General features: G+C 34.0%; 15 protein-coding genes. All 15 read right to left on the minus strand.

Translation table 11 applies throughout. The annotated features are described in order from the left end of the window. Positions 1-21 precede the first annotated feature (21 nt). Positions 22-894: an aldose 1-epimerase family protein gene (locus LB941_RS02155; RefSeq protein WP_253359111.1), complete on the minus strand. Its 873-nt coding sequence runs from the start codon at positions 892-894 to the stop codon at positions 22-24. Positions 895-912: 18 nt separating this feature from the next. Then, the gene (gene hslU, locus LB941_RS02160) at positions 913-2331 is read right to left on the minus strand and encodes an ATP-dependent protease ATPase subunit HslU (RefSeq protein WP_253359112.1); all 1419 of its coding nucleotides are present in this window, start codon (positions 2329-2331) and stop codon (positions 913-915) included. Between the two features lie 13 nt (positions 2332-2344). Next, entirely contained in the window at positions 2345-2887 is a 543-nt protein-coding gene (gene hslV, locus LB941_RS02165) for an ATP-dependent protease subunit HslV (RefSeq protein WP_253359113.1), read from the minus strand. A gap of 37 nt (positions 2888-2924) precedes the next feature. Next, positions 2925-3824 carry a tyrosine recombinase XerC gene (xerC, locus tag LB941_RS02170; RefSeq protein WP_253359114.1) on the minus strand — a complete coding sequence of 300 codons (900 nt, stop codon included), beginning with the start codon at positions 3822-3824 and terminating at the stop codon, positions 2925-2927. 239 nt (positions 3825-4063) lie between these two features. Beyond that, positions 4064-5374, minus strand: a complete 1311-nt coding sequence (trmFO, locus tag LB941_RS02175) for a methylenetetrahydrofolate--tRNA-(uracil(54)-C(5))-methyltransferase (FADH(2)-oxidizing) TrmFO (RefSeq protein WP_253359115.1) — start codon at positions 5372-5374, stop codon at positions 4064-4066. A 17-nt stretch (positions 5375-5391) separates the two neighbouring features. Further along, positions 5392-7518 (minus strand): type I DNA topoisomerase, encoded by a 2127-nt coding sequence (topA, locus tag LB941_RS02180; RefSeq protein ID WP_253359116.1) that lies wholly within the window; start codon positions 7516-7518, stop codon positions 5392-5394. Between the two features lie 206 nt (positions 7519-7724). Beyond that, the gene (dprA, locus tag LB941_RS02185; RefSeq protein ID WP_253359118.1) at positions 7725-8600 is read right to left on the minus strand and encodes a DNA-processing protein DprA; all 876 of its coding nucleotides are present in this window, start codon (positions 8598-8600) and stop codon (positions 7725-7727) included. A gap of 63 nt (positions 8601-8663) precedes the next feature. After that, a complete protein-coding gene (gene rnhB, locus LB941_RS02190; RefSeq protein WP_253359120.1) occupies positions 8664-9437 on the minus strand; it encodes a ribonuclease HII in 774 nt (257 codons plus the stop codon). Continuing rightward, positions 9430-10296 (minus strand): ribosome biogenesis GTPase YlqF, encoded by an 867-nt coding sequence (gene ylqF, locus LB941_RS02195; RefSeq protein WP_253359122.1) that lies wholly within the window; start codon positions 10294-10296, stop codon positions 9430-9432. Before ylqF ends, rnhB begins: the two co-directional genes overlap by 8 nt. A gap of 188 nt (positions 10297-10484) precedes the next feature. Next, positions 10485-11945: a S41 family peptidase gene (locus LB941_RS02200; RefSeq protein ID WP_425270480.1), complete on the minus strand. Its 1461-nt coding sequence runs from the start codon at positions 11943-11945 to the stop codon at positions 10485-10487. Between the two features lie 16 nt (positions 11946-11961). After that, the gene (locus LB941_RS02205) at positions 11962-12183 is read right to left on the minus strand and encodes a YozE family protein (RefSeq protein WP_275979983.1); all 222 of its coding nucleotides are present in this window, start codon (positions 12181-12183) and stop codon (positions 11962-11964) included. A gap of 10 nt (positions 12184-12193) precedes the next feature. After that, entirely contained in the window at positions 12194-12826 is a 633-nt protein-coding gene (locus tag LB941_RS02210; RefSeq protein ID WP_425270481.1) for a YpmS family protein, read from the minus strand. Beyond that, positions 12822-13751, minus strand: coding sequence for an SGNH/GDSL hydrolase family protein (locus LB941_RS02215; RefSeq protein WP_253359126.1), 930 nt, complete (start codon positions 13749-13751; stop codon positions 12822-12824). The genes LB941_RS02210 and LB941_RS02215 overlap by 5 nt, the downstream gene beginning before the upstream one ends. 505 nt (positions 13752-14256) lie before the next feature. Further along, on the minus strand, positions 14257-14766 hold the full coding sequence (locus LB941_RS02220; RefSeq protein WP_253359127.1) for a dihydrofolate reductase: 510 nt from the start codon (positions 14764-14766) through the stop codon (positions 14257-14259). Positions 14767-14776: 10 nt separating this feature from the next. Then, the gene (locus tag LB941_RS02225) at positions 14777-15733 is read right to left on the minus strand and encodes a thymidylate synthase (protein WP_253359128.1); all 957 of its coding nucleotides are present in this window, start codon (positions 15731-15733) and stop codon (positions 14777-14779) included. Between the last annotated feature and the right edge of the window lie 4 nt (positions 15734-15737).

The raw sequence follows: 15737 nt of genomic DNA on the forward strand, positions 1-15737 counted from the left end.
CGAATTTTGAGCTTTTTTCGATTAAAAAATTTTTATTTGATATGTTTTATGGAAAGTTTCTGTAGGTGCTAATTTATTAATTGCAATTTTTTGAGTAAAATCACCTGTAGTATCTGCTGAATCAGCAACACCCCACCACGGTTCTAAGCAAACAAAACGACTGTTTTCTTTATCAGGAGACCATATTCCTACAAAAGCAGCATCTTCTGTAGTTAATGAAACACCATGATTACTGCTACTAGAAACTAATCTAACTGTAGTTGGTTTATTTTCCAAAGCATAAATTAAGGCATCATCCTTAAATGTTTCTTGTTGAACCGTTATTTGACCTTCGTCGAAAAAGCTCTCTGCTGGTTTTATCAATCCATCAATAAGCGGAATTCTCTTTCTTTTCTTGGTAGGTAATAATTCTACTCTATAATCATCAAATTTTTCATTAGTTGTTATAGGAACATTGAAAGCTGGATGTCCTCCAATTGAAAAATAGATTTCAGATGCAGACGGATTCTTGACTGTATAAGAAACCTTGATACCATCGACACACAATTCAAAAGTTAATTGTAAAATAAAGTCAAACGGATAACTCGCTTTAGTAGCTTCATTTGCTAGTAATTCTAAAATGACTTTACTTTTTGTTTTTTCTACAACAGTAAAATCCATATCACGAGCAAAGCCATGTTGGCCTAAATGATACTTTTGCTTGCCTACATAATATGCACCATTTTTGACTTTTCCTACAATTGGAAATAAAACAGGTGCTTGCCGACTCCAATATGCTGCATCTCCATACCAAATATATTCATACCCTGTCTTTTTAGAGCGCAAAGAACTTAATTCTGCACCATGCTCCTTAATCGTTGCATACAGATCTTTATTTTCTAATACGACTACCACTTTGAATTCCTCCAAACATTACAAGATATAACGACTTAAATCTTTATCTCCAGCAATCTTGCCAATTTTATCATTTACATAAGCTTCTGTAATCGTTATTTCACCCATTTGCATATCAGGTCCTTCATACAAAAGATCTTCTAATAGTTTTTCTAGAATAGTATGTAGGCGTCTAGCCCCAATATTTTCTGTTTCATGATTAACGTTATACGCAATTTCAGCAATTTTTTGGATTGCTTCAATTGTGAATGTAACTTGAATATTATCAGTCCCTATTAAAGCAATGTATTGTTTTACCAATGCATTATTAGGTTCTGTTAAAATACGTACAAAATCCTTTGCCTTCAAATCTTCTAACTCTACTCGAATTGGAAAGCGTCCCTGCAGTTCAGCTATTAAATCACTTGGTTTGGCTTCTTGAAATGCACCCGAGGCAATAAACAATATATGATCTGTTTTAATCAGACCGTATTTGGTTTTAATTTGCGAGCCTTCAACTATTGGCAAAATATCACGTTGGACACCTTCACGCGAAACTTCTCCTGCTCCTTGTTTGGATTTTGAAGTTACTTTATCTATTTCATCAATAAATATAATACCTGTATTTTCAGCACGTTTAATAGCTCCATCGGCTAAATCAGCAGAATTAACTAACTTTTCTGACTCTTCACGCACAAAAATTTCACGCGCTTCTTTTACAGTAACTGTTCTTGTAACACGTTTTTTAGGTCGCAATGCGCCCATCATCTCACCCAAATCAACGCCCATAGACCCTAGCATGTCATTTTGCGCATTAACGCTTTGAGTTGGATCATCCATTTGAATTGTGATGTTTGTATTTTCAAGCAATCCTCTGCGCAATTGTTCTTTTACACTAAGGCGCTCATTTTTAACATCATCAGTTACCTCTTCTGATTCTTCTTGCTCTTGGCTTAAATAGTCAGGAACTTTACCATTTTGTAAATCACGCATTACCTGCATAAAATTAGGTTGTTGATTCTTCTGTTCTTTTTTCTTAGCGGGAACTAACAGTTTCACTAGGCGTTTATCCGCCTGTTCAACAGCTTGCGAACGGACTGTTTTAAAAAGACTATCCTGTTCCATTTTATAAGCTATTTCAACTAAATCACGTACCATTGATTCAACATCGCGTCCAACATAGCCTACTTCTGTGAACTTTGTTGCCTCAACTTTTATAAATGGTGCCTTAACAATTTTGGCTAATCTTCGTGCAATTTCTGTTTTACCAACCCCTGTTGGCCCAATCATTAATACGTTTTTGGGCGTTACTTCTTCTTGCATATCTTCATCCAATTGCATTCGACGATAACGATTCCGTAATGCAACTGCAATTGCTTTTTTAGCCTGGTCTTGACCAATCACATATTGATTAAGTTCATTAACTATTTGTTTAGGTGTTTTATCAATTGTATTCACAAATACAGCCTCCTTAAAGTTCTTCTGCAATAACATTATGGTTAGTGAAAATATCAATATCACCAGCTATATTAATTGCTGCTTTAGCAATATCAACAGCAGACATATCTTTTACATGATTAGTAAGTGCCTTAGCTGCCGCAAGCGCGTAATTTCCTCCTGATCCAATCGCAAGGATATTATCATCTGGCTCAATTACTTCACCAGAGCCTGATACAAGGAGTAGACTATCCTTATCCATAACAATTAGTAAAGCCTCTAGTTTTTGTAAAGCTTGATCACTCCGCCATTCTTGCGCAAGTTCTACAGCAGCCCTTTGCAAATTACCACTATATTCATTTAATTTGTTTTCAAAGCGTTCTTCTAGATTGAAAGCATCTGCTACACTACCAGCAAAACCAACAACTACTTGATTGTTATAAATACGGCGAACTTTATGGGCGGTGTTTTTCATAATTATCTTTTCTCCCATAGTTACTTGTCCATCTCCTGCCATTGCACAGTGACCATTATGTCGAACTGCACATATGGTTGTTGCATGAAATGATACTGTCATCGTATCTCCTCCTCATAATTCTCTGATTTTAAATTCTTTAAGTACGCGGAAAGTACTTGCGATAATCACGTTGCAAGTGTTCTGGCGTCACGTGTGTATAAATTTGTGTTGTAGATAAACTACTATGTCCCAACAATTCTTGTACTGCTCTTAAATCAGCACCATTGCTCATAAGATGTGTCGCAAAGGTATGCCGTAATTCATGCGGATGAATTGTTGTTGTTAATGAACTTTTTTTGATGATACTATTCAAGATATAGGTTACACCTGCATTTGTCAAAGGATTCCCATAATGATTTACAAAAACATAATCATGTTGCTTTTTAAACTTAGTTAGTAACGGTGTTCGACATTCTTGAAAATATTTTTCTAATGCATGTGCACAGTATTTTCCGAAAGGAACATAGCGATCCTTAGACCCTTTACCATGTAGTAACATTGCTTTCATAGAAAAATCAATTGCATCAAGTGTCAATCCGGTACACTCACTAACACGCATGCCTGTTGCATAGAGTGTTTCTAATAATGCATTATCGCGAATGCTTAACAGATCATCACCCTTAGTTGCTTCAAAAAGCGCATTCATTTCTTTTTCATAGAAAAATCTTGGTAACGGGCGTGGATGTCGCTTTAACTGAACGTAGATAAATGGATTATTAGTTACATGCTTATTCTTCATCAAAAAGCTGTAAAAAGAACGAAGACTGGATAACATTCGCGCAATAGAAGTGGTTTTATAGGCTTGCTCATACAAATAACTCATGTATGCATGAACGTCTGTATTTGCTATAGTCGCAAAAGATTCTGCTCCGCCACTATCGTCAATAAACTGCATAAAGTTCTTTAGATCAGTTGCGTACGCAGTAACTGTGGCTAACGAATATTGTCGCTCAACCGTTAAATACTTCTTAAATTCTTCAACCCATTTTACCTCCATAACAGCTACCTCCCATCTGCCATTTTCTTATATTGGTCAACATTAGTCAAGTGATACTTGAGCTGAGTTTCTAACACAAACAAGTTCGAAACAACTGTCTCGAACCTGTTTTTCTCTAAATATTTGATAAATGCAGTTAATGTGACTAACGCCGTAATCTCCAACAAACCATACTATTTGATGGCATTAATATCGGCTAGCTTAACGACTCTTTATCTTACTTTTGCTTTAGTAATTTGTTATATATTTTTATTTTCTTTAAAAAGAGTTAATGTATCTAATGCTCGTTTGGAAAGTCGCAAATTTCGTTCACGTTTATCTCTAATTTTTTCAGTCAATCGTGGCACAATACCAAAATTGGCATTTATTGGTTGAAAATGTTTTTTATTAGCGTGTGTAATGTAATGTCCCATTGCACCAATCATTGTTTCAATCGGGAAAATAACTGGTTCTTGCCCTAAAGCCAAACGAGCCGCATTAATTCCTGCATACATTCCACTAGCAGCACTCTCTACATATCCTTCAACCCCCGTCATTTGACCCGCAAAAAAGAGATCTGACCGTTTCTTTGTTTGATATGTTTGAGTCATCATTTCAGGTGAACGCAAATAAGTATTGCGATGCATTACCCCATACCGAACAAATTGTGCTTTTTCAAGTCCAGGAATCATCGAAAAGACGCGCTTTTGTTCTCCCCATTTTAAATGAGTTTGAAAACCTACCAGATTATATAAATCTCCGACTGCATTATCTTGACGCAATTGAACAACTGCAAATGGTTCCTCCCCCGTTTTAGGATCTTCTAATCCGACTGGTTTTAAAGGTCCAAACAACATTGTCTTAGGACCACGCATTGCCATTTGTTCAATCGGCATACAACCTTCAAAAAACTTTTCGTCTTCAAAAGAATGTAATTCGGCCATTTCAGCTGACACAAGTGCTTGTTGAAATGCTGTAAATTCTGCTTTTGTCATTGGACAATTAATATATGCTGCTTCACCTTTATCATAACGTGATTTTAAATATGCTTTATTCATATCAATTGAATCTTTAGTTATAATTGGAGCAGCCGCATCATAAAAATATAAGCCACTATCGCCAGTAAAACCAACTATTGCATCTGCCAACAGATTTGATGTTAACGGCCCAGATGCAACCACCGTTAGTCCTTCTGGTAATTTCGTTACTTCTTCGTTAACAACTTCAATATTCTTATGACTTTTAATTGCATTCGTGATAGCTTTTGAAAAGGAATCTCTATCAACTGCTAAAGCACCTCCGGCAGGAACACTGTGTGCATCTGCCGCCTGCATAATTATCGAATTGAATTGGCGCATTTCTTCTTTTAATAAACCAACACCGTTTGTTAATTGATTAGCTCTGAGTGAGTTTGTACAGACTAATTCTGCAAAATTCTCCGTATGATGTGCTGGAGTTTGCTTAATCGGTCGCATTTCATATAAACGCACCTGTACACCTCGATTAGCAATTTGCCAAGCAGCTTCACTTCCTGCTAGCCCAGCTCCGATAACATTAACAGTTACTGCCATATATTGTATTCTCCGTTCTATTTTTGAATTAATTCCACGTAATCACAATTACTACATTTAACTTGCATTCCCTTTTTAGTTTTTTTGGTAATCAAAAAGTGTTTACATTTTGGACAGTCGCGTCCTACTGGCTTATCCCAAGAAATAAATTCACATTCTGGATAACGAGAACAACCATAGAAAATACGATTCTTTTTCGACTTACGTTCAATTACCTGTCCTTTATGACATTGTGGGCAAGTAACCCCGATCTCTTTAGTGATGGCTTTAGTATTGCGGCAATCAGGGAAGCGACTACATGCATAAAATTTACCAAAACGACCCAGTTTTATAACCATTGGCGCTCCACAAATTTCACAATCAATTCCAGCTGGTTCATCTTTAATCTTTATTTTAGCTAATTTTTCATCAGCTTGGTCAACTTCATTTTTAAAAGGTCCATAGAACTGATCAATGACATTAATCCATTCTTGCTTTCCTTCTTCAACACTATCTAAATCATTTTCTAGGTTAGCCGTAAATCCAACGTTCAAAATATCAGGGAAACAATCTACCATAATATTATTAACTATTTCACCTAATTCAGTTGGTTCAAATTTACGTGTGACTAACTTAACATAGTAACGTTTTTGAATAACGCTCAAAGTAGGTGCGTAAGTTGAGGGACGTCCAACTCCATTTTCTTCCAACGTTTTAATTAGTGTTGCTTCTGTATATTGAGATGGAGGCAAAGTAAAATGTTGGTTGGGTTGATTTTGAACAAGCATTACTTCATCGCCAATTACTAAATCGGGTAAAATATTATCTTTACGTTTTGATTCTTGATATACTTTTGTAAATCCTGGAAATTTCATTTGTGACCCAGTTGCACGATAATAAATATCATTTTGTTCAATATCAACACGAACCGTATCAATAATCGCTGGTTTCATTAAACTAGCAACAAAGCGACTCCAAATTAGTGTATATAATTTTAATTGATCTTTAGTCAAATATTGAGCAATGCTTTCCGGTGTACGTAAAACTGCAGATGGTCGAATCGCCTCATGAGCATCTTGCGCACCTTCACTAAGTTTAACCGCTTGTGGTTTCAAAGCCGCATATTGTTCACCATAATTTTCTCTAATAAAAGCTGACGTTTGATGCTTAGCTACATCCGAAATTCTAGTTGAATCAGTACGCATATACGTAATCAAACCAACGGTGCCGCCCTTACCTAGATTGATTCCTTCATATAACTGTTGCGCTAACATCATTGTTTTTGAAGTTTTAAATTTCAAAACATTATTAGCAGTTTGTTGCATCGTTGAGGTGGTAAATGGTTGCATTGGTTTTCGAACACGTTCACTTTTCTTAACATCTTTTATCGTAAATGGTTTTTTCTTATCTATTGGCGCTAAAACTTTTTTTACTTCGTCATTATTTGATAGTTCTAACTTTTTGCCATTGATACCATAAAAGCTAGCATTAAATTTTTTAGTCTGTTTCTTGAACTGAGCATCAATTGACCAATATTCTTCAGGTTTAAAAGCCTGTATTTCTTTTTGGCGTTTAATAATCAAATTTAGTGCAATTGATTGTACACGACCAGCAGAAAGACCCTTTTTAACCTTTGCCCATAATAATGGACTAATTGAATATCCTACTAATCGATCTAAAACGCGGCGTGCTTGTTGAGCATCAACTTTGTCCATATCAATAGCACGTGGTGTTTTAAAAGCATTCTTTACAGTATCTTTAGTAATTTCATTAAAGACTACCCGATTTTTTTCTTTTGGATCTAAGCCTAATAAGTAGGAAAGATGCCACGCAATTGCTTCTCCTTCGCGATCGGGATCAGATGCCAAATAGACATGTGCTGCTTTTTTTGCTTCTTTACGTAAATCTTTGATAATAGGACCTTTACCTCGAATTGAGATATAATGTGGCTCATAATTATTTTCCACATCAATTCCCATCTTGCTTCTTGGTAAATCACGAATATGTCCTATACTTGCCATTACCTTATAACGAGAACCTAAATATTTTTCAATTGTCTTGGCCTTTGATGGAGATTCGACAATTACTAGATTTTTACTAATTTTTCTTTTTTTACTTTTTGCTTTTGTTGTTTTCTTATTTATAGTAGTACTTTGAGTAGGCATTTTACCAACTCCTCCTCTGTAAGTAATTCAAATATCAATTCTTACTTAAAAATCCATATTATCGTATTGCATAACTACGGACTTTGTCAAGTAATACTATCATTTAAAACACACAAAATAAATAAAAATCAAAATGTAAACTAACTATGAAAGCTTTTAAATATCAGCTTTTGCTAGATTTAAAAAATATTAATAAAAATATTTTTCTAGTACCAAAAATGTAGTGATTGAAATTCCTGTAAAATATCCGTAGGTGATATAACTATTTTGGCCCCTGCTGCAATTAATTCATTACACCCTACACTTAGAGAATCACAAATTCTTCCAGGAACAGCAAGTACATTGCGATTGTTTTGCAATGCAATATTTGCTGTAATTAAACTACCACTTTTATGCTTTGCTTGCACAACTAGCAGCGTTTCACATAAACCTGCAATAATTCGATTTCGTTGTGGAAAATGGTAGCGCTTGGGCGAGCTATGTAACGGATACTCTGTTATTAAGAGTCCTTTAATTGCAACATCTTGTTGTAATCTACTATTCGTTCGTGGATAAACAACATCTAAGCCTGTACCAATAACACCTATAGTTGGCACTTGGTGAGTTAGTGTTATCGTATGCGTTAAACTATCTACACCTTGTGCTAATCCACTAATTGTTACAATATTGGTACGCAAAATAGGTGGCAACAACAACTCCAAATTCTTTCGTGCATTGACATCACATTTACGCGCTCCAACAACAGCTAATAGCGGTTGCTTTAACAAAGCAATATTTCCACGATAAAAAAGGACTGCTGGTGGTTGATAACTTTCCTGTAGTAACAACGGATAATCAGCATCTAAAATTGTAAGTACCTTACTTTGTGTAATATTTTCACGATAAATCTTTCTTAATGTTTCACTTCGTAACTGTTGGACTAAATACATAATCGTTTTACTATCTAAATGTAGTAAAGAATGTAACTCTTCTATTGTTGGAATGGTTTGATAGATTTTTAAAAATGAGGCAATACGTAATTCATTACTATTTCCTATTCCTTCACACAAATGCGTTAAAATCAAAAATGTTCGTAGCTTCAAAAAAATTCCTCCTTTAGGTGCTATATATAAATACGCAATCTAAAGAAAGAATTTTGTTTAATTTTAATTAATTATCAATGATTTTACTGGTTCAAATGATCTGCGATGGATTTCACAGATTCCTTGATTTTTTAATCCTTGTAAATGTTGCTTTGTCCCATAACCATCATTATGTTCAAACCCATATCCAGGATATAATTGAGCGTAAAAACGCATTAGATGATCTCGATACACTTTAGCGACAATACTTGCAGCGGCAACTGATGCAGATTTAGCATCTGCTTTAATTAAGCGTAGTTGTGGTAACGAAACATCGATTTGCATCGCATCAACTATTAGTTGGTTAGGTCTGTGACTTAATGTTTCAACAGCTTCTTTCATTGCAACTCTAGTAGCTTCATAAATATTTATTTCATCTATAATGCTACTATCTACAACGCCTACAGCAACAGAAACAGCTTGTTCAATAATTAAGTCATATAGTTTTTCTCGCGTTACTTCTGTAAGTTGTTTAGAATCATTGACCTCAATTAAATTAAAATCATGTGGTAAAATAACTGCAGCAGCTACTACTGGCCCAGCAAGTGGCCCACGTCCGACTTCATCTACACCCGCAACATAATTCAGCTTTTTTTCCCAAAATGAGTGTTCGATGCTCATTCTTTGTTCAAAAGCTTCTTTTCTTTCTTTTTCCCGCATTTGTTGATGCACATAACGTCGAAGTGCTATTTGTACCCCTTTACGTTTATCATGCGCAAACTCTGTAAGGTCTTCTTGTGACACCTGTGAATTGGATAATCTTTTTTTAATTTCAACAATTGTTAATTGCTTATTCACGCGTAGCCACCTTACTAGCAGCGATAGGAACTCTATCTAGAGTATAACGGCCCAATTTTTCTTTACGAATATCAAAAATCAAGCGCTCGCTACCTCGATCATAATCTTCTTTGAACCCCATCTTACGTGTTAATTCAAGCAACACTTCGACGGTTGTATCGTCAAGTTTCTCATCGCTCAAGTTATAGCGTTCTTTGAGTGCTTGCGGATTAAACTCACAAAAATGTTCAATTGCGTATAAAGCAACATCATCTTTATTAAAAAGACTATCCTTTATTGCTCCCGTTAATGCTAATTTTTTGCCAACTAAAGGATCTTCAAATTTTGGCCATAAAATTCCTGGTGTATCTAATAGTTGCAAATTCTTGCCAGCTTTTAGCCATTGTTGTGCTTTGGTAACACCCGGTTTGTTTCCGACTTGTGCGACATTTTTCTTTACTAAATGATTGAGTAATGTTGACTTACCAACATTTGGGATCCCAATACACATCACTTTAATGCGTTGATTGATAATGCCTTTTTCTTCTTTTTTAGCTAATTTTTCAGCTAATACTATGCGAATTTTCTTTTCGATTACTTTTAAACTTCCCTGCATGCTATTAATAGCAACAGCTGGTTGACCATTTTCTTCATAATAATTAACCCACTTAGCTGTTTGTTTTTGATCAGCTAAATCCATTTTAGTTAAGACAACAATACTGGGTTTATTTTCTAAAATCTTTTCTAGCTGTGGATTACGTGATGACTCGGGCAACCGTGCATCTACTAATTCTAAAACAATATCAACTAACTTTAAATTTTCTTTTACCTGGCGTAAGGCTTTAGCCATATGTCCAGGAAACCATTGAATAACTGCCATAATACCTCTCTTTTCATTTCTAATTCCAATTATATAACCCTTATTATTGTAGCAAACTTTAATCGTGAATGCGAATAGCTCTATTTTGGTAATTTTTACAGTTCTCAAATAAAAAAATTTACAGTTAGCATTTTGCTTGTCAACTGTAAATTTCTTTAATAAATATCATCTAAATTATACTTTCTAATTTAGTTAGTTAATTGCTTAAGTGCTGTTTTATAGGCATTATCTTGATTAGATAATTTGCTAGATAGCTTAGATTCCATCTTTATAACTGTTGCTTTATCTGCAGTTCCGGTACTTGTAATACCATTATCACTTTGGAATTTAGCAATGGCATCTTTCGTATCACTACCATAATATCCATTTGAAGTGCCAGTAAAATAGCCTAAATACTTCAAAATCTTTTGAATTTTCTTAACTTGTTTGGAAACTTGTCCTTCTTGATAAGACTTATCAGTATTTATCGCAGCCAGATAAGCAACACTAGGCCAATCTGATTTAATGGTTGGCTCAATTCCCTTTTTGTTAATCCAAGTTCCATTTGCAGTTAACCATTTATCAATTGTCAACTTCAATTCTGTGCCATCCTTATATTCTTGTGTGGTTTGCACGGTACCTTTACCATATGTTTTTGTACCAATTAATTTAATATTAGCTGATTCATTCAGCGCAGAAGCAAATATTTCTGAAGCACTGGCAGAACCACTATTAACTAATACTACCGTTGGTTCCGTTACTTTAAAGCCGCCTGAATAACTTTTACTTGATTTATATACTTCTGTTTCTCCATTACGTCCTTGAACTTGCATCACATTTTTGCCATATTTAACAAACATTGAAGCCATTGATATAGCTACATTCATTAAACCACCAGGATTGTCACGAACATCAATCACAAATGATTTAGCACCCTTCTTACGCAAGATCTTAATCTCTTTTTTGAATTCTTTAGCTGTATTTGTAGAGAATGTGGTTACTTTAATATAGCCAACCGTTTTGTTTTTACTATCAATATTACCATACACTGTTGATACAGGAATGGTAGCCCGTTTAACTTTCTTAGTAAAAGTTGATCCGTCGCGTTGAATTGTTAAAGTAACATATGTGCCTTTTTTGCCCCGGATTGTTGAAATAACCTTTTCTAAAGATACACCCTTAATTGACTTGCCATTGACTTTTGTGATTAAGTCTTTAGCCTTTAAGCCTGCTTTAGCTGCTGGTGTATTATCAATTGGTGCAATGACTTTAATATAATTTCCTGACTTTTGTACTTCAACCCCAATTCCAACAAAACTTCCTGAAATAGTGTCGTTCAAACTTTCCGCTTCTGATTTTGTCATATATTCAGAAAACTGATCATCTAAAGCATCTATCATTCCATTAATCGCACCATTTTGAAGCTTTTTAGCACTCGTCTTCTTATAATAATTATAATATAATGTTTCGTATATTGTTTGAATTTTCTTCATTGAAGCACTAACTGTCTGGGCTTCTTTCACTTCATTATACATATATGCATACATACCACCTGCACCAATTGCTATTGCAACTACAGCTGTAATTATTACTGCCCAAATACTAACTTTGCGATGCTCTTTTTTCGCTTTTTTATTTTCTGTAACTTCTTTTTTGTCGTCATTTTCCAACATAAAAACCTTCTCTCTAAGCCATTTTATTTAGATACTTCATCCAAGCCTCATCAAAAATAGTCATACTTGGCAGATAACTACCATTTAATTCCAAGTATTGTGAAACTTCATCATAAGACTTTGATTGTTTAGGAAAACTTTGATCATAAAATGCATTATTAGCAAATTGTGCTACTTCATCTAGACTATTAAAATCGCGCTGTGTCATTAAATATTGATAAAAAGTTTGTCGCACTTAAATCCTCCTATTTGAGTGGTACAGATACTTTGAATAAAAACTTATTAGAATTCAAATTAAATGTCTCACCTTTAACCTTAATTCCTTGCTTTTTAGTAACCTGTACCAGATTTAATGTAATTGTACTCTTCTTGTAGTTAACTGTCGCAAATTTACCCAAGTCATAATTATTTTGAACATAACGAAGAACAAAAGAAGCTGGAGCATTGAGTGAACCTACACTAACTGATTTAGCATGTAAAACGATATTTCCACGCTTATTAAGCTTTGGAGTTGAATACAGTGTAAAGGAGACACTTTGACCTAAAATCTTGGTTGTTCCCATCAAAATTGCTGACTTATCCAATAAGAAACGATACTTAATATTACTCTTCTTTTGGTTCTGTTTCAAATAATAATTTATACCTGCAGTAAGCTGTTTCTTATCAACCGAAACATCTATATCTGCACTTTTTTTTATAGTTTTAGTTTGACTTATAATTCGACTTTGATCAACACTTGGCGTAAAAACTTTATATCCAATAAATAAAACAATGGAACATATTAAAGCTAATAAAATTGCAAAAGCCCATTTCCAATAATTAATTGGTTTTTCTGATTTCTTTTTTAACAAACTTCTTTTTTTCTCTGGCACATTAATCGCTCCCCTTTAACCAGGTTTTCTTATGCTTTTTCATTACATCAAACAATCTTTGGGTCATATATTTGTATCCTCGTAAATTAGGATGAAAGTGATCTGTATTGGATAAGAAATTATTTTTTTCTTTTTGATTACTTAAAATATCTTCTAATTTAGTACTTGAAGTTGTATTAAGATTCAGTTTTGACGATGTTTTTAGTTGTGTCTTGCTTTTACCCAAATATTGTCCCTCTGATAGTTGCGCATTAACATCAACAAAATAGATATTCATATTTTTCTTTGCAATCTTTTTAGCAATTTCGTTCCATTGCGCTGTATATTTTTGCAAATCTGTTAAGGTTGGAAAATACACATAAAATGGATTATATATGCTATATAAAAATATTGGGGAGTTCTTATTATACGTCCTGATTGTTTTAATCAGTGCAGTTAGCCTTTGTTGATATTTCTCTTTAGCAGTGGGCATTACAGTAGATAATTTATTGCTAGCGAGTAATAGGAAATTATTTTGCAAAACTTGCATCATGTCGTTACCACCAACAGTCAATGTAATTACATTAGCTGTTTTAACATTTTTTTGCATACTATTTGAAGCTTCCAATCTTTTTTGAATTTGGTCACTTCGATCTCCTGTTTTCCCATAATTATAAGTAGATACTGTAGCCGCATAATTTCTTTGTATCTTCTGTTTTATCAAATAGACATAACCACCACGATTGGTGGTATCGCCTACGCCATGAGTTAATGAGTCTCCCAATGCAACAAGTTTTATTTTTTTGATTGTTGTTTTACTTTTTTGAGTCGTTTTGTTTCTGTCTACTTCCTGATGTGTTTGTGGCGAAATTATATTCATTGCTACAAAGAAAACACCGATTAAGACAACAACAACCGTAAAAAAAATAGCTCCTTCTTTAATTTTTTTCACGAAACATCTTTCCTACTTTCATTAATTCGTATTGCTAATCTTTTTAATTTTAACTCATTTTGCTTTCTTTTTACAACTTTGTTACTGAAAAAACATAAAATTTATAATTACCATCCTACTAAAAAACGACCTAATTCAAAAGAGATAAGGTCGCCACAGTCTGAACTAAAATATTGCTATGCCATAGTAACGTACATTTATACATCTATGGACTCACAATCCCAATAATATTACGGATTATTTAGTATACTCAGTTTTTAAAACCATCGATGGATATTCCAATATTAGCTATCTAAATCTGAAATAGTATTACAACTCAAAATAAACCTTTGACTTAATCATAGGAAAAAAGTAAGACAAAATTAGCAAGAAAATATCACCGAGTTGAATGTAACTAACTCCAAATATTCAAAAAAAGAAAGTCCGGAAATTTCTCCGAACTCTATACTATATTCATATTTATAAATGCTATGTAAATAAAATTAATTATTTACAGGTTACTATTTCAAATTTTTTTTCGATCATAAATTCTAAATTCATATGGAAATTTATTTTTTTCATCTATTTTACCAGAAACAACAGATGTTAAGTCAAAATTCGTATAATCTAATTCTGGCATACAAACATCGCCCATAAAATCACCAGTAATTTTAGTTTGATAGAGACGTTCAACTTTGTTTTTTAACAAAGAAAAAAGCGTGGAACCCCCTATTACAAATATATCTTCATCGTTATGCGAGCTAATCCAATCAAAAAGTTCTTCTTTTGAAGAAACAACTTCTAGCCTAGTGTCATTTTGTGCTTGCTTTTTTAACTCTTGACTATGTGTCAAAACAACATGTAAGCGTCCAGGTAAGAAATTGGGAAAACTATTAAACGTTTTTCTTCCCATAACTATTGGGTGGTTTCGCGTCACTTTTTTAAAATATGCTAAATCAGCAGGTAAATTCCATGGTAAACTCCCATTTTTTCCAATGTGATGTTCTGTATCTTCAGCCCAAATATATGATAACATTACGTTCCTCCTAGACTGCTACAGGTGCTTTAATTGCAGGCGCACTCTTATAGTTAATTAACTTGATATCTTCCATTTCAAAATCATTGATATTATTTTTATCTGGATTTAACCATAGTGTCGGTGCATCCAGTGGTGTACGCGTTAATTGTTCTTTAACTTGTTCAAAATGATTTGAGTAAATATGTGCATCGCCAAGTGTATGCACAAATTCACCAACCTCAAGGCCTGTTTCATGAGCAATCAAATGGGTTAATAAAGCATAACTAGCAATATTAAATGGGACACCCAAAAAAACATCGCCACTTCGTTGATAAAGTTGACAACTCAACTTGCCATCAACCACATAAAACTGAAATAAAGTATGACATGGTGGTAATGCACTTACCGGAACATCTTCTGGATTCCATGCGGATACAATTAATCTTCTCGAATCAGGCGTTTTTTTAATTGCATCAATTACATCTTGAATTTGATCAATGGTTTCACCAGAACGGGTTTGCCAATGACGCCATTGTGCTCCATATACATCACCGAGATTACCAAATTTCTTTGCAAAGTTGTCATCATCTACAATTTGCTCACAAAAGATTTTCTTTTGTTCTTGATATTCTTTTTTAAACTTAGCATCTGTTTGTGCACGTAATCCAAAATCAGTCATATCTGGGCCTGTGTATTCTGAACTTGTTACCCAATTCTTAAAAGCCCATTCATCCCAAATGTGATTTTTATGTTTTAATAAATACTGAATATTTGTATCACCACGCAAAAACCACAACAATTCACTCTTTATTAAACCAAAAGGAACTTTTTTGGTAGTTAATAAGGGAAATCCTTTGCTCAAATCAAAACGCATTTGATATCCAAATAGACTCTTAGTTCCTGTTCCTGTCCGATCCGTTTTTGCATGACCATGATCCAAAATATCCTGAATCAATTGTAAATAAGGTTGTTCTAAAACTGCCATTCTC

Origin of the sequence: Ligilactobacillus ubinensis, assembly GCF_024160875.1 — a bacterium.
In the GTDB taxonomy this organism is placed as follows: Bacteria; Bacillota; Bacilli; order Lactobacillales; family Lactobacillaceae; genus Ligilactobacillus; species Ligilactobacillus ubinensis.